Annotated in this window: 16 protein-coding genes; 3 read left to right on the forward strand and 13 right to left on the reverse strand. The window is 50.3% G+C overall.

Annotated features, from left to right (window positions below; genetic code table 11):
* Positions 1 to 4: 4 nt before the first annotated feature.
* The 5 genes from CCUR_RS04085 to CCUR_RS04105 all read right to left on the reverse strand — a co-directional run bounded on the left by CCUR_RS04085 (position 5) and on the right by CCUR_RS04105 (position 6095).
* A complete protein-coding gene (locus tag CCUR_RS04085; RefSeq protein ID WP_012803214.1) occupies positions 5 to 1342 on the reverse strand; it encodes a glutamine synthetase family protein in 1338 nt (445 codons plus the stop codon).
* Positions 1343 to 1697: 355 nt separating this feature from the next.
* A complete protein-coding gene (locus CCUR_RS04090; protein WP_012803215.1) occupies positions 1698 to 2546 on the reverse strand; it encodes a MetQ/NlpA family ABC transporter substrate-binding protein in 849 nt (282 codons plus the stop codon).
* 120 nt (positions 2547 to 2666) lie between these two features.
* A complete protein-coding gene (locus tag CCUR_RS04095; RefSeq protein ID WP_012803216.1) occupies positions 2667 to 3344 on the reverse strand; it encodes a methionine ABC transporter permease in 678 nt (225 codons plus the stop codon).
* Positions 3344 to 4165 carry a methionine ABC transporter ATP-binding protein gene (locus CCUR_RS04100; protein WP_012803217.1) on the reverse strand — a complete coding sequence of 274 codons (822 nt, stop codon included), beginning with the start codon at positions 4163 to 4165 and terminating at the stop codon, positions 3344 to 3346. The genes CCUR_RS04095 and CCUR_RS04100 overlap by 1 nt, the downstream gene beginning before the upstream one ends.
* 598 nt (positions 4166 to 4763) lie before the next feature.
* Positions 4764 to 6095 carry an LCP family protein gene (locus CCUR_RS04105; RefSeq protein ID WP_012803218.1) on the reverse strand — a complete coding sequence of 444 codons (1332 nt, stop codon included), beginning with the start codon at positions 6093 to 6095 and terminating at the stop codon, positions 4764 to 4766.
* Positions 6096 to 6341: 246 nt separating this feature from the next.
* Between CCUR_RS04105 and CCUR_RS07250 the strand changes: the two genes are divergently transcribed.
* Positions 6342 to 8120 carry a GH25 family lysozyme gene (locus tag CCUR_RS07250; RefSeq protein WP_012803219.1) on the forward strand — a complete coding sequence of 593 codons (1779 nt, stop codon included), beginning with the start codon at positions 6342 to 6344 and terminating at the stop codon, positions 8118 to 8120.
* Positions 8121 to 8258: 138 nt separating this feature from the next.
* Here CCUR_RS07250 and CCUR_RS04115 read toward each other — a convergent pair whose 3' ends face one another.
* The 3 genes from CCUR_RS04115 to glf form a co-directional block, all read right to left on the reverse strand.
* Complete coding sequence (locus CCUR_RS04115) at positions 8259 to 9341, reverse strand: DMT family transporter (protein ID WP_012803220.1); 1083 nt, start codon at positions 9339 to 9341, stop codon at positions 8259 to 8261.
* 126 nt (positions 9342 to 9467) lie between these two features.
* Complete coding sequence (locus CCUR_RS04120) at positions 9468 to 11246, reverse strand: phosphotransferase (protein WP_012803221.1); 1779 nt, start codon at positions 11244 to 11246, stop codon at positions 9468 to 9470.
* Between the two features lie 283 nt (positions 11247 to 11529).
* The gene (glf, locus tag CCUR_RS04125) at positions 11530 to 12645 is read right to left on the reverse strand and encodes a UDP-galactopyranose mutase (RefSeq protein ID WP_012803222.1); all 1116 of its coding nucleotides are present in this window, start codon (positions 12643 to 12645) and stop codon (positions 11530 to 11532) included.
* A 320-nt stretch (positions 12646 to 12965) separates the two neighbouring features.
* Here glf and CCUR_RS04130 point away from each other — a divergent pair, with 320 nt between their 5' ends.
* Together CCUR_RS04130 and CCUR_RS04135 are read left to right on the forward strand one after the other, a co-directional pair.
* Entirely contained in the window at positions 12966 to 14180 is a 1215-nt protein-coding gene (locus CCUR_RS04130; protein WP_012803223.1) for a DegT/DnrJ/EryC1/StrS family aminotransferase, read from the forward strand.
* Positions 14181 to 14191: 11 nt separating this feature from the next.
* Positions 14192 to 14797: a sugar transferase gene (locus CCUR_RS04135; RefSeq protein ID WP_012803224.1), complete on the forward strand. Its 606-nt coding sequence runs from the start codon at positions 14192 to 14194 to the stop codon at positions 14795 to 14797.
* Between the two features lie 185 nt (positions 14798 to 14982).
* Here CCUR_RS04135 and CCUR_RS04140 read toward each other — a convergent pair whose 3' ends face one another.
* From CCUR_RS04140 to CCUR_RS04160, 5 genes are read right to left on the reverse strand one after another with little or no spacing between them, the layout of a single operon-like run.
* A complete protein-coding gene (locus tag CCUR_RS04140) occupies positions 14983 to 15930 on the reverse strand; it encodes a thiamine pyrophosphate-dependent enzyme (RefSeq protein WP_012803225.1) in 948 nt (315 codons plus the stop codon).
* On the reverse strand, positions 15921 to 17147 hold the full coding sequence (locus tag CCUR_RS04145) for a transketolase C-terminal domain-containing protein (RefSeq protein WP_012803226.1): 1227 nt from the start codon (positions 17145 to 17147) through the stop codon (positions 15921 to 15923). The genes CCUR_RS04140 and CCUR_RS04145 overlap by 10 nt, the downstream gene beginning before the upstream one ends.
* Positions 17147 to 18214 (reverse strand): 2-oxoacid:acceptor oxidoreductase family protein, encoded by a 1068-nt coding sequence (locus CCUR_RS04150; protein WP_012803227.1) that lies wholly within the window; start codon positions 18212 to 18214, stop codon positions 17147 to 17149. The genes CCUR_RS04145 and CCUR_RS04150 overlap by 1 nt, the downstream gene beginning before the upstream one ends.
* A gap of 39 nt (positions 18215 to 18253) precedes the next feature.
* Positions 18254 to 18907, reverse strand: coding sequence for a LysR substrate-binding domain-containing protein (locus CCUR_RS04155; RefSeq protein ID WP_012803228.1), 654 nt, complete (start codon positions 18905 to 18907; stop codon positions 18254 to 18256).
* Between the two features lie 40 nt (positions 18908 to 18947).
* Positions 18948 to 20291, reverse strand: coding sequence for a phenylacetate--CoA ligase family protein (locus CCUR_RS04160; RefSeq protein WP_012803229.1), 1344 nt, complete (start codon positions 20289 to 20291; stop codon positions 18948 to 18950).
* Positions 20292 to 20327 lie beyond the last annotated feature (36 nt).

Raw genomic sequence — 20327 nt, forward strand, 5'->3', positions numbered from 1 at the left:
TCGGTTACAGGACTTCGAGATAGTGATCAAGCTCCCACGGGCTAACCGTTGCCTGATAGGCGCGATATTCCGCACGTTTTGCTTGCACAAGGTAGCTATGAATATGTTCACCAAGCACGCGCTGCATCAAGCGAGATTGAGCAAATGCATCGACCGCTTCGGCAAGCGTGCGGGGCATCTGGGCAATACCTGCTTGCTCAAGCTGGGCAGACGTATGCAACGCAAGATTATGCCCGTCGACCGGTGCGGGCGCTTCAAGCTCTTCATCAATGCCGGCGAGCCCCGCAGCAAGCACCGCCGCGATAGCAAGATACGGGTTGCAGGCAGGATCGGGATTGCGCAGTTCAATGCGACACGCATTTTCCTTATGTGGCTTATAGCCCGGTATGCGAATGAGCGTGCTGCGATTCGACCGCCCCCAGCTAATATATGACGGTGAGTCTGCCCCACCGGTTAGCCGCTTGTACGAGTTAACGTACTGGTTGGTAACAAGTGAATATTCAGGAGCGTAATGCAAAAGGCCAGCAATAAAACACTTTGCCAGATGAGACAGGTGATAGTCCGCTTCCGCCTGTTCATCCCAGAACGCATTATGGTCGTCGGGGGTGAAAAGACTAACGTGTAAATGCATGCCGCTTCCTGGCTGATCGGAAAGCGGTTTCGGCATGAAACTTGCGTATACGCCGTGCTTGGCAGCGACTTCTTTTACGACCATCTTGTACGTCATAACAGCATCAGCCATGCTGCATGCATCGGAATAGCGTAGGTCAACCTCGTGTTGGCTCTGACCGCTTTCGTGATGGCTATATTCCACGGGAATGCCCATGCGCTCGAGTGTTAGCACGGTATCACGGCGTAAGTCCGACCCTGAATCAAGCTGCGTTAAATCGAAGTATCCCCCACGATCAAGAACAACCGGCGCGGTACTATCGCAAAAATAAAAGTACTCAAGTTCTGGGCCAATATTCACTAAAAAGCCCCGCTGGCGCACCTGCTCAACCACCCGCGCAAGAATCGCGCGCGAATCCCCTTCAAACACGTCGCCTTCGGGAGTGCGAATACTGCAAAACATGCGTGCCACGGCATTTGAATCGGGGCGCCAAGGAAGAATTTGAAAGGTGCCCGCATCGGGAAACGCCAGCATGTCGCTTTCAGCGGCGCCCGTGAATCCAGCTATACAGCTTCCATCGAAACCCATACCGTAGCTAAAGGCATCAGCCAATTCACCAGGGCTCACCGCAAAGGACTTTAGGTTACCCATCACGTCGGTAAACCAGAAACGCACAAAGTGGACATCGCGCGACTCAATCGTGCGCATCACATATTCTTGATCGGGAGTCATGCCACACGGCCCCTTTCCCTTGGATTCAACGCGCATAGTGTAGCGCGGACATAATACGACACGACCATCGCGCACTAAAACACCGAGAAAGAAAGTTAAACCGGGTCCTACTTTATCCGCAAAGACCCGGTTTACTGCAATCTAGTTGAATCCTCAAAGATCTCGAAAGCTGCTATGTGCCAGCGTCATGGCTTTCGTGCGATCTCACCTGAACTCTCGAAATTGCGCAGATGAAACTGTGTTCCCACCGTTGAAGGATGTTATGTGGTCTCACCTGAACCCTCGAAGACGGTTAGATGAAGCTGTGTCCTGCAGTTAGAAACTTTACGACAATCTAATTGACTGTAACTGAACTCTAGAAGACCGGCACGACAGCACCGTTGTACGTTGATTCAATAAACTGCCGAGCCGTATCGCTGGTCAGAGCCTCGTACAGTGCCTTGCTCTTAGCGGAATCTTTGTCCGCTGCACGCACAGCAACAACATTGGCGTATGTTTTTGCTGCTTCAGACTGGGCAGATTCACTGACCAAGACCTTGGAAGAATCAAGACCGGCTGCTTGAGCAAAATTACCATTCACGATGGCAAAGTCGGCGTCCTGTAGCTGGCGAGCTACTGAGGCAGCTTCAACCTCAATAAACTGAACATGGTAGGGATTCTCGACGATGTCGTTTGTCGTAGCTTCAAGCCCTGCGCCATCCTTAAGCTTCAAGATACCTTGATCCTGCAAAAGCAGCAGAGCACGCGCTTCGTTGGTAGCATCGCTGGGAACGGCGATTTTTGCACCATCAGCAATAGCAGAAAGATCGGAGCTCTTGCCTGCATAGAGGCTCATCGGCTCAAAGTGAATAGCACCGATGCTCACAAGATCGGTTTTATTCTGCTCGTTGTAGTTGTCCAAATAGGGTGCATGCTGGAAATAGTTTGCGTCCAAGTCGCCATCATTGAGCGCGACATTCGGCTGAATATAGTCCTGATATTCGACAACCTCTAAGGTATAGCCTTTGGCTGCCAGTTCATCTTTAACAGCTTTGAGTATTTCAGCATGCGGTGTCGGACTTGCGCCCACTTTAATGACTGTGTCATTCGTCGACGAGGTACCTGCGGTCCCGCAGCCGGCCAAGGCAAAAGCCACAACAGCCACAGCGGCAACAAGTGCTGCCTTCAGTGCAAGGGTGTTTCGGTGTGTCTTTTTGAATGTCATGTTCGTTTCCTTTCTTTCTCTCCTGCGTTCTCACGCAGCAGTTAATGATGTTTTCTGTACGATTGATTGCTCGTAATAATGTTTTCGCGCGATCGGTTGCGTCTATTGATATTTGTTGCGTTACCGATTGCGCTTATCCATTCGCCGCGCAGTCATATCACCGGCACTCTGCACGATCTGAACAAGCACGATAAGAATAATAATCGTGGCTATCATCACGTCGTTTTGGTAGCGCTGGTACCCATAGCGAATAGCAATATCACCTAAACCACCGGCCCCTACTGTGCCGGCCATCGCTGAATAACCAAGCAGCGTAATAAGCGTGATTGAAGCCCCACGTATGAGCGACGGCACAGCTTCATGCAGATATACCTTCCAGACAATCTGCCACGTCGAAGCACCAAAACTTTGTGCTGCCTCCACCAAACCGCTATCAACTTCACGCAAGCTTTGTTCAACCATACGCGCAACAAAGGGTGCGGCAGAAATAACCAGCGGCACAATGGCACCAGGAACTCCAAGACTCGTGCCCACAATAAAGCGCGTAAAGGGAATAAGGGCAACAAGCAAGATAATGAACGGTACCGAGCGACCGATATTGACTAGCCAACCCAACACGCGCGAAAGAGCGGGATGGGGTCGCAACCCATCTGGCGCCGTCAGTGTTACCAGTACGCCAAGCGGAATACCTAACAGATAAGCAAACAGCGTTGAGACGAGTGTCATAACAACGGTGTCACGCGTTCCAACCAGCAATAGTTGCCCATACTGACCGAAAAACGAAGTGAGTACTTCCATTATGCGCTCACCTCCGTACTCTGAGGCGAAGAAGTTGCTGTGTTAGCTGATTCATTTTTCGCAGGCGCTGTTTCACCCACATCGTCTAATCCCAACAGAGCGCGCGCCATGGAACTTTGTGGATGAGCAAATACCTCCGCCGTTACACCCTCTTCGACAATTTGTCCCCCATCGATAACCGCTACGCGATGACAAATAGCTTGCGCCACATTCATCGAATGGGTAATCAGCACCAGTGTCACCCCAAGTTCGCGGTTAATATCGGCAAGTAAACCCAGGATGGACTTTGTTGTCATCGTATCAAGTGCGCTGGTTGCTTCATCACAGAGGATAATACTTGGCTTACAGGCAAGCGCACGGGCAATCGCAACGCGCTGCTGCTGCCCACCTGATAGCTGAGAGGGATAATCATTCGCCTTGCCTTCAAGCCCTACTAAACGCAGCAGTTCGTAGGCCCTCTCACGCGCCTGGGGTTGTTCAACATGCTGTAATTCCAAGGGGAAGGTCACGTTGCGTAATACCGACCGCTGTGCAAACAGGCTAAAGTTCTGAAAAATCATGCCAATTCCCTGACGCAGGTGCGCAAGTTCACGGCCGGTGCAATCAGTCACATCACGCCCATCGATGAAAATTCGACCCTTACTCGGGCGCTCAAGCAAGTTAATACAGCGCACGAGTGTGCTCTTTCCCGCACCTGATTCACCAATGATGCCAAATATTTCACCGTCATCAATAGAAAGATTGATGTCGGTAAGGGCAACATGCTCCCGATCGGTCTCGCCGGCATGGTATGTCTTAAACAGATGCTCGATCCGTATCATGATCGATCAATTCCTCCAGTCTCTCGCACCGAGGTCATCTCGGCGACAGTGTAAAACAGCGAACATGATGCTTTGTCAGTTGCTCTCTTTGCCTACGATAGAACTCATCAAGACCGAGTTAAGTATTCTTGCCTCAATGCGCCTTATCCGTTTTGCAGACACTGCCCGCCAAGCGTTTTGCAGTTCCTGCTTGTGGCCATCTCGCCATTCTGCAGTTACTGCCTTTTGAGCCATCTGCTATTTTGCATGCGTTGCATACTAGCGTTCTCAGATGTTCCTTGAAAGGCTGAATGGTATACGTTATATAGCCAGTTTGTTATCTATATTAACGATATATTGTTTTATCTGCATATATAATGAAATATAGTACTTTAATCCCAGAAAATAACCCGATAATTTTGCTATTAGATATCTCTTTAGCGCTCAATGCGATAACAAACTATCCATAAAAATACGCCTGAGAATAAGATTGGTACACTAGCGGTTTAAGCACCTTTTCGATCTAACTGTCGATTGAATCAATACCGCAGAGAAGTGCACTTGAGAATTACTTATGTACTTGCTTGAAGACTACTATAACGAAAGCAAGTTCCTCAAACTATCGGTTTGAAGAGTGCCGCGTAGAAGATGTGTTGCCAGAAGACGTAGAGCTCGATGATGGAGATGAAGAACTCAACGTGTTACCAGAAGAACTTGACGAGTCCACCACCGTTGATCCACCCGAGTCAACCTCAGTTGAAGGGGCATCATCACCGGCTGAAGACATTGCAATACCGGTTGCTTCATCAATAACCGTTTCTTCTGTCGGAGATAAGCCCGCATTTACGCGATCCATCATGGCCTTCCAAGGCTTTTCAAGAATGATGTTGTACCAGACTTTATCCTCGTACACCGCTTCTGTTGGCAACGTTGCACTCCAAAGTGACGTGCTGGGATCCATGCCACGCATTGCCTGTGCCAGGCCAATAATGTCATTGACCGACAAATCAGTATGAACATATTCTGAAAGCAGCGTAATGGTATTTGTGAGTGTGATAGGGTCACTCGCCAGCATTTTCTTCGCAATTGCCTGCAAAACCAAACGCTGGTCAGCAGCGCGATAGCCATCACCGTCACCATAGCTGTCATACGCATGACGAGCACGACAGAGAATCAATGCTTGATCACCATCGAGCGTCTGCAAACCTGCATCAAGATGTCCACCTGCATCTGGATCGTTAATCTCAATAGGCACATCAACTTCCACACCACCAAGTGCATCAACCGTCGCCTTGAGGCCATCCATATCCACTAGCGCAAAATGCGAAATACCAACCCCTGCAACACTGGAAATGGTGTCAACAGCTAACGACGAACCACCAAATGCATAGGCCGCATTAATTTTCTGAACACCATGACCGTCAAGCTCTATCTTGGTATCACGAGGAACAGAAACCATGGTTACCTGCTTAGCTTTCGCATCGATGCGGGCCAGAATAATGGAATCAGTTCGATATGTTCCACCCGTCTCAAGGTTTTCCTGACGCTGTAGTGATTCATCGGTACCCAGCAATAACATGTAGAAAGGTTCGTTAGTTAAATCGGTTTTGACAAGAGAATCCTGCAGATTTTCGTCCAGGCCCTCTTTGAGGTTTGCATCCACCACTTCAACGGTATGATGCAAATAAGCCCAGACAACGCCACCGCCAACTAACAGAACAGCAAAGATACAGCCAAGCACAGTCAGAACAATACGGCGCCGACGACGCTTCGGACGCTGGTACTTTCCATTGGCATGCCGCGAATAAGCCTTTGTACCCGCTTGCTGCACCGAGGCCGTTTGAGACAGTGAATCAATATCAACTGCCGGCTTAAAGCCGCCAGATCGGTCAGTATCCTGAGAAGTAGCTGCATGTTTTGGAGCAGCATGATTTCCTTTTTTAAATGCCATTGGCAGCATTCTCCCGCAACGATCGACAGAACGTCGAAATAAATCGGCTTATTATCCCAAACTCACGCCACCAAGCGCAAATGTACACACAGGGCGTCCACGATTGCCACAGCATCGACAAATGTACACGACTATTCGTGGAACTTATCCATGCCTACCCGCACATCCTATAAACAACGAATACCGGCAGGTACAATGATGCCACGAACCAGCTTCGTCATGCCTTCTGAGAGGATCCGATATAGTATGAATAGAAGTTACACTAGTTCTTCGTATGCCACACGGCATACGAATGCACCCATCCGTATAGCAGGTGCTTTTCTTCTTGCTGGCATGCTTGCTCTGTCAACTATGCCGGATCTCGCATGGGCTACTGCCACAAATTCGTCTAGTAGGGATACTTCTACTTCCACCCAGGTAACCAGCACCACCTCCTCATCTCCCACACAAGCACAGCGCAGCGATTCATTTACACAAACAACAAGTGCTCAACAGACAGATGAGATCGATGCAGCCCTGAGCGATTCCTCTACCGCCGCTGATGCAACACAGACATCATCTGCACAAGCAGCTGACACAGCAAAAGCAGCAGAAAACAGCTGGCGGTATCGCGATGGGGTACGGCTGTACACAGACGGTACTACCGAAAAATCACTGGACACCACCGAAACGCAAAGTAAATCCGCCAGTAGCCAATCACGTCCATCGAATCGACCAGCTGGCACCCAACTTTCAAAATGGAGCCTCACGAGTGAAGGGGCTGTCTCCCCCACGGGCGAAGTGATTGAAGGAGCAACAGCTATTGGCATTGACGTCAGTCACCATCAAGGCACGATTAACTGGGAAAAGGTAAAGGCTGCCGGTATCGATTTTGTTATCTTACGCTGCGGTCAAAGCACCAATATCAACGACCGCCAATGGAAACGCAACGTCGGTGAATGTGAACGCCTTGGCATTCCCTACGGTGTCTATTTATACTCCACGGCCACTACCGTTGATGAAGCGCGCGACGAGGCACAGCGAACCCTGCGCGACCTTGCTGGCCACAGCCCTTCGTACCCTGTGTACTTCGACCTTGAAGAATCGGACCTCGCATCAACCGATAATCGCCAGTTACTTGCCGACATGGCTCAGGCATACTGCGACATCATCGAAGATGCAGGCTATACACCTGGTGTATATGCGAACGTCAACTGGTGGAATAACTATCTGACCGATTCGGTATTTGATCAGTGGGATCGCTGGATTGCACACTACCGCAACTATCAGTCTTCCTACAAAAAGGCATATCACCTATGGCAATGCTCTGATGTCGAGCGTGTCGACGGCATTATCGGCAACGTTGATCTCGACTTTGAATTTGGCGGCACGCCCTATCCCTCAAAATATACGTGGATTGAAGATAGTCACGGTTGGTGGCTGAAACGAGCCGACGGAAGCTATCCTGCCTCTGCCTGGGAAAAAGTAAATGGCACGTGGTACTATTTCGATTCAGAGGGCTATCTTGCTTCCGGTTGGCAAAAGCTGAATGGCTCGTGGTACTACTTGAACCCTGATCATGACGGTACGTTTGGCGCCATGCAGACCGGCTGGCAAAAGATAGACGGTATCTGGTATCACTTTGCAAGCTGGGGTGGCGCGAATGTCGGGTGGCAGCAGGTAGATGGCACGTGGTATCACTTCGATTTATCTGGTGGCATGGAAACGGGCTGGTTGCAATTAGATGGCTCATGGCATTACTTTGCCTGGTGGGGTGGCATGCGCACCGACTGGCAAGAAATCGATAATACCTGGTACTACTTCGATTCAGAAGGTATTCTTCTGTCGGGTTGGCAGAAAATAGATGGTTCGTGGTACTACTTAAACCCCAACCATGATGGCACATTCGGCGCCATGCAGACCGGCTGGCAAAAGATAGACGGTATCTGGTATTACTTTGTGAACTGGGGTGGCATGGTCACTGGATCATATACGATCGACGCCATCGAATATCTCTTTGATTCATCAGGAGCTTGGCAAAGCTAATTCGAAATTATGCTTCTGCATGATAGACCGTACTCTTACAAAATCTGACAATATGAGATGTGTTTAAAGATGCCCCCAACCGACTAATTTGTGCGGTTGGGGGCAATCTACTTGCTTGGACATCTACTTGCCTAGCATCTATTTTGCGAGCATGTCTTTGCCTGAAGTGGAATCCATCGCAGCTGATGTATTTTTTTCTGAAGCAGTGTCTCTTGGTGCTGACGCGCTCTTGCCCGAAACACCTTCAGTTATCGACGCGCTCTTGCCCGAAGCAGGGTCTACAGCTGGATCTTCACGCTTAAACATATTCAAATCGACCCATTCTGCGGTTGCCGAAAGCACCGTACCGCCCAGAATTAGCACACAGCACACAATGTCGAGCAGCTGAGGAATGTTTCCCAAGATGATTACCCCAAAAATGACGGCCCAGGCTGAATAAGAAATATTAAGTGCCATGCCGCGCGCGGCGCCAATACGATTGATTGCCTGATAGTAGAACAGATACGATACCGTACCAGCAAGGGCAGCAAGTGCAATAACACCCATGGCCGGCGTTGTCACAACGTCCCCTGCCAAATTAAGCGCACCGGCTACGGGTGCAACCACCAGTCCATACACCAGCGCCGATGTGGTTTCACGGATCTGGAGGGCTGTTTCGTTATCGACGGCATCGTCACGCATACCCCACGCTAAAATAACCGCTTCAGACCCCCAGCCAAACACACAAACGAGCGCGCCGGTAACACCAAGAAGAGGATCTCCCGCCGTAGCTTCTGCACCAGCGCTCATCCAACCCATCGTCATCACACCACCAAGGGCAGCCATCAGCGCAATTACCTGACGCACCCGCATACGTTCGTGCAAAGCAAGCACTGCCAATACTGTACCAACAGCAGGGTAAAATGCCGATATGATAGCCGTATAACCCGAACCAATATTGGCAATGGCGATCAGATAACCCGTCATACCTAAGGGTCCACCAAGCAGCGCGGCAACCATAACAACACGTCCGCTGCGCGTCTTCAACGCCGCAACGGTATCGCCCAGGCGTCCCCGCAAACCCATATACAGCAGCAACATAATGGCACAGCACGCATCATGCAAAAACGCGCTGGCAATCGGCGCTTCTGAAAGTTCCGCAAGTGGCGCCATTGAAACCGCTATTCCCAAAATAAGCGTATCAAGACCCCACAGAATGCCGCTTCCGAGTCCGTATTTCATGATGGTTCCCTTCGGTTTCCTCTTACCGCAGCGTGTACATACCACGCAATGGTTTCTTTTGAGTTCTTCGCATTACGCTGCGTAAATAACACGCAAGTGAATGGCCTACTACCTCTATTGCTTAGATTAGTTTTGGGCGTCTTCATACCAACCGAGCACGCGATTCATGTAGCTATCCGCATAGCGCCAGTACACGAATAGCCATTCATCGACATGATCGCCTTCGGCCTGGCGCGCAAGCGCCCAGACATACCAGCACCAGCCCGCCAGAACCACATACGCCCAAAAATGGCGACGTTCCTCAAAGGTCGGTGGGCGGTCAAAATAGTATTCAAGCGCACGTTCTGCCTGGTCATCAGACAGTTCACTACAAACAACAAAGGTGCCAAAATCGTTTGCGCAGTCCGCCATACCGGCATATTCCCAGTCGATAAGAAATAGGCGGTCGTCGTCATCGAGAATAAAATTCAAGTGGAAGAAATCGTTGTGATTCACGCAATGAGGAAACCCATCGGCATCGGCATATTGCTTGAGGCGTGATGCCTTTTGGGCAAGGTCGTGGTAGCCCGGCACATCAATAGGACCGTGTGAAGCAAGCAGCTGTTCGTACTTCTTGCCTTCCTCGTAAAAGTCAAATGAACGCGCCAGCGTACCAGCAGAATCATGCAGCCGACGGCACATATGCATTGCACGAGCCAGCTGACTTTCGTCATGCACATCCAGGTTGCGTGCATGGGGAACAAATCGCGATATCTTCCAACCGGCCTGCGCATCTTCATAGAGAAACGTTTCATCAAGACCAAGATCACGCGCCATTTGAAGCGCTGCGAGTTCAGCTTGACGATCGAGCATCTTATCCGTTCCCACGCCTGGATGACGGTACACGTATTCGGCATTGCCGACCGAAAAATGGCACGATAAGTTAGTAATTCCCTGCTTCAGTGGATAAAAATCGCGAATGTCTGATTTCTTGCATCCCAAAACTGAAGTGATGTTATCAAGAACCGCCGAGTCGACATTTTCAATAAACTGCGGGTCAAACATGCGCAGCTGATCGAGCGAATCAAATTCGTAAATACAGCCCGCGTCATAGCGTCGCACGCGCATATCGAATTCTTTGAGATGGTCAAAATAGATGCTCTCCCACAGCTTGCCCGCTGTTTCAGGCAACTGATATTCCCGCTCAAGAATTTCAACAAAGTGTTTGGAAAACGCCTGATCGAAGTAAGCATGACCAAGCATGATATCGGCATCACTGCCGCCGATAGTAATTTTGGCAATGCGATTGCCAGAAGTGGTTTCCATACACCATTCATCAGTTTGACCATCAACGTGCTGGGACGCATAGTACGCACACCAAGCGTATTTGCTAAAGGGGTTTTCGGTATAGTAGATATCCGATGAGCAAATATACGTGTTCCGCAGCTGATTGCGCACGACCCAGAGCGTCGAGTTGTTGTTGCGCGTCGCGTAGTCGGGGTTGGCTACACACTTCACACCGTATTTGTCGGCAAGATAAAAAAAGTACTCCATCTTATAGCCCACCACAACAGTGATGTCCTTGATACCAGCCTCATGCAGCTGTTTAATCTGCCGTTCGATGAGCACGTCGCCTTTTACCTTCAAGAGGCCTTTGGGCTTTTCATACGAAATAGGAGCAAAGCGCGATGAAAGACCCGCAGCCATAATGATGGCATTATCTACCTGATACGGCTTAAGAGCTGCTCTTCCCTTTTCCGTAAGACAATTCGCGTCGACGTACTCCTTTTTGCGGCAACGCGCCAGAGTAGCATTAACGGTACCAAGTGACAGCGCTGTGTGTTGGGCGATTACCCGCTGCGATACCGATGGATTATTAAGCTCGTCAAGAGCACACAGGATCTTGAAATCGTTCAAGTTCACCATGGAGCTATTCCTTATCGATCGTTTCGTTTCTTAAAACTACTATCGGAAATCAATACCGATACGTTCGATTTGAAATAATACAACCTAATATCTGAACGTTCAAGATATAATATTTAATTTTGTATTTGAACGACTGCACAAGGCGGGGGTAGAAAACCACGAGACAGCAAGGCACTATCTACCGAGATAGATAATAGATGTACGCCGTTTAGATGTACGCCGTTGAGGGGTTCAGCGCCATTTTTACACCATGCATGATTATGTGTAAGCAAACCGAGAAGCGTTACACGCCCAGTTCAGCATCGACTAAATCAAGTGCCGCATTGATTGCTTTGTCCATGTCGTAGTACTTGTAACCACCCAAGCGACCAGCAAAAACAATATCGCCTTCCGTGCGCGCCTTGTCGGCATACTGCTCGTAGAGCTGTGTGTTACGATCGTCGTTAATGGGATAATATGCCTCGTCACCTGGCTGCCATGCAGCCGGATACTCACGTGTCACCACCGTTTTTGGCTGCGTGCCATACTCAAAATGCTTGTGCTCAATAATGCGGGTATACGGCACTGCACGATCAGTGTAGTTCACCACCGCATTACCCTGATGATTTACTTCATCAATCACCTCAGAGGAAAAACGCAGGCTTCGATATTCCAAGTAACCAAAGCAATAGTCATAGAACTCGTCGATCGGCCCGCAATAAATAGTACGCGCCGCGCACTGCGGATGTTCAGCTATAAAGTCGCGATATGAGCATTCAAGTAGAACATCGGTACCAGCAAGCATGCGTTCAACCAGTGCGGTGTAACCGCCAATGGGAATGCCCTGCCACCGATCGTTAAAGTAATTATTATCAAATCGCATGCGACACGGGATGCGTTTAATAATGCTCGCGGGCAATTTACAACAAGGACGCCCCCATTGCTTTTCGGTATACCCTTTGATGAGCTTTTCATACACATCGCGTCCAACCAGCGAAAGCGCCTGTTCTTCAAGATTGCGCGGTTCTTCAATACCTTCAGCTGCCACTGCTTCAGCGATTTTAGCCTGCGCTTCGGCAGGTGTTTTTACGCCCCAAAGCTGATTGAACGTATTCATATTGAATGGCAGGTTATACAGTTCATCGTGCCAGATGGCCACCGGACTATTGACGTAGTTATTAAATTCTGCGAACTGATTCACATAGTCCCACACACGCCTGATAGACGTGTGAAAGATATGTGCGCCGTAGACGTGCACATTGATATCTTCAACACTTCGCGTGAAAGCATTGCCGGCAATGTGATTGCGCCGGTCGATGACCAGGCAGCTCTTCCCCCGTTGTATTGCTTCGTGAGCAAATACTGCACCCGTCAGGCCAGCACCTACAATCAGATAGTCGTATGAATCCTTCACTGCCATCCTTCCGCCGTCCTGCTGGGAAAACATGTCTGTAAGGATAACGCAATGACTCAGCAGCGGGAAGCAATGGAAGTGTGGCGGGATTCATTGACCCTGCAAAGACCCCCTCTATAATGAATTGCTCGGATACGGAATACGTTGGATGGTTCAACACAAGACCGTACAGGAAACTGCTGCCGCATGATGCTACGGCACAAGACTGTACCGGGAAGGGTGATGAACCACGACACAAGACCGTACAAGAAATGATGTCGAACACCCCAGCGCAAGACCGGGAAGGACTGTGTCGGGCGCTTCGACACGAAACCGGGAAGGATATCATGGAAAAACGCGAAATTCTGTTTTCCCCGCCTGATATTAGCCAGGCAGAGATTGATGAAGTAACTGCTGCCCTAAAAAGCGGTTGGATTACCACGGGTCCGCGCACAAAACAGTTGGAGCAGGAGTTAAAAGTTTTCACGGGTGCCGACGGATTCGCCTGCCTTAATTCTGCCACGGCTGCCCTGGAATGTGGCTTGCGTGCACTCGGTATTGGACCAGGCGACGAAGTAATCGTTTGTGCCTACACCTACACGGCAAGCATTTCCCCCATTATCCACCTGGGTGCTACCCCGATTCTCTGCGATACGCAAGCAGATTCTTTTGAAATGGACTACGACGCCCTCGGTGCTCTCATCAATGAACACACCAAAGCGATTATTCCCGTTGACTTAGGCGGACACCTCGTAAATTACGATCGGTTATTTGAAATCGTTCGCGCACATGCTGCCTGTTGGACTCCGAATACTGATATTCAACGTTGTTTCGATCGTGTCATTATCTTTGCGGATTCCGCTCATGCACTCGGATCAACACAGCACGGCAAACCAGCTGGTAGCATCGCCGACTTTACGAGTTTTTCGTTCCATGCGGTCAAGAATTTCACGACAGCCGAAGGGGGCGGCTTGGCGTGGCGCTCACATGGCTTTGACAATGACGCGTTTTATCACGACATTATGCTCCAATCGCTCCATGGACAATCAAAAGATGCGCTTTCGAAAAATAAAATTGGTGCGTGGGAATACGACATTGAATTCCCTGGCTGGAAATGCAATATGACCGATGTTTTGGCTGCTCTGGGGCTCGCACAGTTCAAGCGGTATCCGTCACTATTGGCGCGCCGCCGTGAATTAATCGAACATTACGAACGCAACCTTGCTGATCTCGACGTGATAACTATTCCTCATTACCACGGCGACAATTGCTCGTCAGGACACCTGATAATGGTGCACATAAAGGGAATTGACGAACAAACGCGTAACGAGATTATTGTGCAGATGGCCACCGACGGGGTTGCTACCAACGTGCACTATAAGCCCGTTCCCCTGTTTACGGGCTACCAGAAGCTCGGCTTTTCTATCGACAACTACCCCCAGGCATACAAAATGTACGCAAGCGAAATCACCCTCCCCTTGCATACGTTACTGACCGACGACGACGTTGACTATGTCACTGACTCGCTCAAGCGTGCTCTCGCTGCCGCAGGTAGCAGGTAGGAACTAGCCGCATGTACCGTCACTTCTTTAAACGGGTTCTCGATATTCTTATCGGCATTATCGCGCTGCCGTTCTTGTTCCTGATTTTTATCGTGGTAGGACCGCTTATCTATCGCGAAGATAAGGGACCCCTCTTCTATAACGCAGAGCGGATCGGCAAGAATGGGCGCCCATTCATCATGTATAAATTTCGCTCAATGAAAGTGAACGCGCCCGATTTAAAGATGGCAGACGGATCAACGTATAACGGCGCCGATGACCCGCGTATGACACGCATCGGCGCCTTTATGCGGCGCACCAGTCTCGACGAGTTTCCGCAGTTTCTCAATGTTCTTAAAGGCGATATGTCCTTTATCGGACCGCGTCCCGATCTGAAGCGCGAAACAGAACTCTATGAAGGCAACGAAGGCGAAAAGTTGCTTGTTAAACCGGGCATCACCGGATACGCTGCCGCCTATGGACGTAACGCATTGGCGTGGCATGAACGATTGAAGCTCGATGTCTACTATGTGCATCACCTCAGTTTTGCGTTTGACGTGCGGATATTTTTCAAAACAATCGCGACGGTCTTTACGCAAGAAGGCGTCTATGTCGAAGACGATGCCAATAACAAGTAAATAACTGACTTGTGAATATGAAGTAGCTGGCTTGTTAGTATACGCGTGTTGTTACACTCGGTAATCGGTTAGAGCAACACTACAACGCACCTGTTAAACAGTGCGCCTCTCGCAATAGGAGGTATCTGCGTAGGGCCGTTACTGTGGTGCATAACTTGATAGCGAGCACCTTATGAAAGGACGCCTTACGAAAAGGCAGTCGTCAGCCGTTCAAGCCGCTCCCACATTTCGTCGCGCCCCGCTTCGATACGGGCGATATCTTCACCATCAAGCGCTGCAAAACGAGCTTGTCGGCGAAGATAATGCTCAACTGATCCCCATTCATCGGCACCTGACGCAAACTGAGCGGGTCGACGGTTTAGTTTCAAACGACCGGCTGGTGTCTGGGAAGTCTGCGGTCCTTCATATTCAGCGAGATACCACAGCCCCGCGTCAACCACCTCACGGGCAATATCGACCATGTCACGATCGGGACAGCCCCATCCCGTGGGACACGGCGCAATCACATGAAGATACCGAGTACCTTTCATATCGCGTGCCTTAGCCACCTTGCGTAAGAAATCGGGAGCATATCCAATGCTCGCCGTCGCCGCATAAGGAATCCCATGAGCGACAACAATTTCAAACATGTTCTTCTTATCCGTTGTGCAGCCATGCAGATTGGCGCCAACTGGCGTTGTCGTTGTACGTGCGCCAAACGGCGTCAGAGAACTCTTCTGTATACCGGTATTCATGTAAGCTTCATTGTCATAGCAGATATAGAGAATATCTTCGTTGCGATCAATAGCGCCAGATAGTGCCTGTATACCAATATCAGCGGTACCACCATCGCCAGCAAAACCGACGACAGTACAATCGTCAGGCTTACATCCTTGAGCGCGCAGCCCCGCATCAATACCTGACAGCACTGCAGCGGTTGCCGCGAAGGGTGTGATCATAGCGTTGTTCGCAAAGCACAGTTGAGGGAAGTTGAACCCCACAGCACTCATACAACCAGCTGGCAGGGCGGCTATGGCATGAGGACCTAATACCTTGAGTGCCTGTCGCAGCACAAGTGACCCGCCACAGCCAGCACACGCCTTATGACCGAAAAAGGGTTCTTCGGTTGGAAGGGTCCGAGCATTTAATGACATGACGGCACCCCCTTCAACGCTTCATTTACTTCAGACCTCGATGGCGTTTCGATGTTAAAAAACTCTACTGAATCGTGCTTATTTCCCTGTGCGCAGGAAAACAGCTGATCGAAAACATGTCGCATCTGATCTTCGGTAATATCATCACCGCCAAGACCGCCAATAAAGTTAACAGCTGGCAGACACAGGCCAGCGTTAAACAATGCGCTCGATACATTGGTGAATACCGTTCCCTCAGCGCCAAAGGAAATGTCTTTTTCAAGCACGCCGATTGCTTGTGCCCCCGAAAGCGCTGCGACAATCTCGGCAGCGGGCATCGGACGGAGATAGCGAATGCGAACAACCCCAACTGCTCTCCCCTGTTGGCGTAAATGTTCAGCTACTTCGCATGCAAGCCCAGCGACCGAACCAAGCACCACAAGAATAACTTCGGCATCGTCGCAGCCCCAAGTCTCTATCATCCCTGGCCACTGACGACCAACAATGTCAGCAAAGCGCTTTTCAACATCGGCTAAAACTTCACTGGTACGCAGCATGTCGATATGTTCGCTCTGTTTAAAGTAACGGTTATACGCCGGACCTGCACTAAACGCCATATTGGTCGGGTTCTCAAAATCAAATCGATTGCTCGTCTGATAGGGCGGCAAAAATGCATCAGCCTCTTCTGATGTGGGAATATCCACTGTTTCGTAGGTGTGTGTGAGGGCAAATCCATCGAGGTTAACCATAACCGGCGTCATAATGCGCGCATCCTCCGCAACGGCATAGGCGATAAGTGCCATGTCAAGCGCCTCTTGGGCATCTTTGGCATATGCTTGTATCCAACCGTGATCAAGCAGGGAAAGCGAATCGCGCTGGTCGCCATAGATGTTCCACGGCAGACATGTCGCGCGATTGGCATTCATCATTACAATGGGAAACCGTCCACCCGATGCGTACGTGAGGCACTCAGCCATATAGAGCAGTCCCTGGCTCGACGTTGCAGTAAACGTACGAGCGCCCGTTGCCGCAGCGCCAATAGCCGCCGCAAGTGCTGAATGCTCGCTTTCAACATGAATGTATTCGGCGGTCAAGCTTCCGCTTTCCACCATTTCGCTTAAACGTTCGACAACAACAGTCTGTGGGGTAATGGGATACGCCGATATAACCTGCGGCCTGGCAAGGCGCACTCCTTCGGCAAATGCCTCATCACCTGAGAGAAATCGTCTCTCGCCCATTACTTCTCCTTGTTCATTGCGCCTGTTGCGGTACGTCTGTTATCTAATGTACCAGCTGTATCCGCCCCTGATTTGGCTGAGGAATACTGGATGGCGGCATTCTGCTTGATAGTTGCTTCTGACACCATTGAAATGGCGTCAAAGGGGCATACCTGTTCGCAGACAGCGCATCCTTTGCAAAATTCGGTATCCACTGATACAACTACGGCAGCAGACGGTGTCCGCTTGATAGCGCCATCAGGGCAGTACAAATAACATTGCAAGCAGCCCGTACAACGCTGTGCGTCCACCACCGGTCGCCTCTCGCGCCACCCGGCATTGTTCTCAACTAAGTATCCCGCAGTAAAGCACGTTGCCCGAGCGTAATCGGCAGGCTGTGGCTTTCTCGCACGTATAAAGGGAGTGCCAGACGGAGGACCTACTGGTATATCTGAGCTGTCTGTTGATGCATTTGAATGACCTGCTGGTACATCTAAATGACTGGCTGGTATATCTTGATTGTCCGCTAGCGCATTCGATTCAGAAACCGCAGGCGCAACCGAAGGCACACCAACCTCCATGGCACACACGCGCTCGACCACGGCATGATTGCCAGCATGCAGGCGCGCAGGTAGCTGTTCACTGATGGCACGATTAAGTGTTTTTGCAGTAAACCCCTCAATAAGATTTGTTAGTGCGGCAAGCAGTGCGGTATTCGGAATAGCGCGCCCAAGCAGTTCGGTAGAAATAGCGCTTGCATCAAGGCAAACAACCCGACTGTCATCGATAGTGCGAGCCGTATTAACAAGAACCACTCCCCCAGCAGTCAGTTCCTGTTCCCATCCAGACGATAGCAGCGTATCGTCAAGATAGACCACTACATCCGCCTGTGTGGGCGCTCCACGCACGCCAATAGGACCCGTGTCCAAACGCGTGAACGCACACATGGGAGCACCCCGGCGCTCAGGACCGAACGTTGGAAATGCGAGGGCCTGATGGCCCTGTTCATAACACCAAGCCGCACCGAGCAGACGTGCAGCGGTAAACGCTCCTTGTCCGCCCCTGCCATGCCAAATCACATCGACCACAAGCTTCTCCTGTCGTGTGAAAATGTGCCGATTGCGCGACTACAGCCGTACGTATCGAGAGAGGTTCTTTGTCAGACTCTGCACAAAACCCTCAGCGGGACCCTCGAGATGAGCACCCTTTTGCGCAATGTATCCGAGTTTTAAGGTCACGTCGGTTTGCAGCGGAATAGTCTGCAGCAGCGATCCATCAGTAATGCCCACCAGAATGCCGCTTGTTACCGTGTACCCATTGAGTGCCGCAATAAGCTCAGTTAAACTTGCTCGATCAGTCGTTGCAATACGCTTTTCACGAGGGACAGAAGATAAGGCCTCTTCAAAGAAGGCAAACGAATCGCCTTCCTCCTGTTCAAAATAGACATAGGGATAATCAGTCATGTCTTCAATAGAGACGCTTCGTGCGTTGCTCAATGGGTGGCTCTTGGGCAGAGCGATATACGGCTTCGATGAAATGATCGGCGTAAATTCTAACCCCGCCGATAGCACTGCTGCTTCAATTTCATCGGCGTTTTCCGTTGTTTCAAACAGCACGCCCAAATTGCTGCGACCTGTTTGCACATCGGCGATAACACTGCGCGTAGTGCCATTGCGGAAGGCATAGGAATATTCAACACCTCCACCGGCAAGAACAGTATGAGCGAATGCCTGCACGCTAAAGAGATAATGTTGGCCAGATACGGCAAACTTCGTTTCCATAATAGTTTCCTTGCTCTCTTTCATCTGTCTTTTCGCCCATCTAGTTGCGAGGAGTGCGCTCGTCAATAAATCGTTTGGCTTTATGTTCCGATGATACTCCGAGCCGACCAGCATCAAACACAAGAACCTTTGCCGGGCGCACGCCAGTATGCGCTTTCAGTGCCCGCTCGACGCGCTGTGCAACCGTATCAAATGCCTCGTCAGAACCTTGTGCACGTTCAACAGACACCTCATAGCGCGTTGAGAAGTTTTCGTCCCATACGCGAATGCTGTATTCGCCGGTTAGACCCTTTTCAGCACGCACCACATGTTCGATGTCACTCGGGAACACATTAACAGCGCCAACGATAAACATTTCATCTTTACGTCCTGTGATATGAATACGCGCCAAAGTACGACCGCAACTGCACGGTTCGTTTGATACGTATCCGATATCACCCGATCGGAAGCGAATCATCGGGCGCGCCTTTTTCACCAACGTCGTATATACCAGCTCGCCCGTTTCACCGGAAGCGAGCAGCGCACCCGTTTGTGGATCGACTGTTTCAACTAATATCTGGTCCTCAACAATATGTAGGCCATCATGCGCCTCGCAGCTTGCAGCACACGCGCCATAGATATCTGACAACCCGAAAAAGTCAACAACTTTCGCGCCCCACATATCTTCAATAGCTTCACGCGTTGAGGTGATCGAACCACCCGGTTCACCAGCAACAATAATGGTATGTAGATTGAAGTCGCGACGAGGATCATAGCCTTTTGCTTTTGCCTTTTCACCCAATGTCCACGCATAGGAAGGACTTGTCCAAATAACGGTTGGCTGATAGTGCTCAAGAACAAACAGAAGTCTGTCAGAGGGCACTGCCCCTACCCAAATAGCGGTCGCACCAAGACGCTGAGCACCAATAACATCGGGGCCACCTACATACAACGCAAAGTTAAGCCCATGAACGTAACGATCCTGCGAGCGCATACCCGCCTGCCAGAATAGACGTGCCTCAATGTCTTGCCACTGGTCGAAGTCTTCCTGGGTAAACGGCGAAACAGTGGGAACGCCCGTTGAACCTGATGACGTGGCCATGAAGACAACGTCCTTTTCGTCAACCGCACACATTTCGCCAAAGAAACTTCCCACATGCTGGGTGGCACGCTCGGTTTTCTTATCAACAAACGGGAATCGCTCTAAATCGGACAGCTGAGTAATATCGTTGGGGGAAACACCCGCCTCATCGAAGGAGCGACGGTAATAGGCCGTGTTCTCATAGGCAAAAGCAACCATATCCTTCAGACGAGTAAGTTGAAGCTGCTCAAGTTCAGGCCGCGGCATACATTCAATCTCAGGGTCGTAATACTTCTGGTTGTCAGGAAGATCTTTCTTTGCCATCGCTTCTCTCCTTGATATAAAGCAGTTCGCATCGGC

The sequence above is a fragment of the Cryptobacterium curtum DSM 15641 genome (assembly GCF_000023845.1).
In the GTDB taxonomy this organism is placed as follows: domain Bacteria; phylum Actinomycetota; class Coriobacteriia; order Coriobacteriales; family Eggerthellaceae; genus Cryptobacterium; species Cryptobacterium curtum.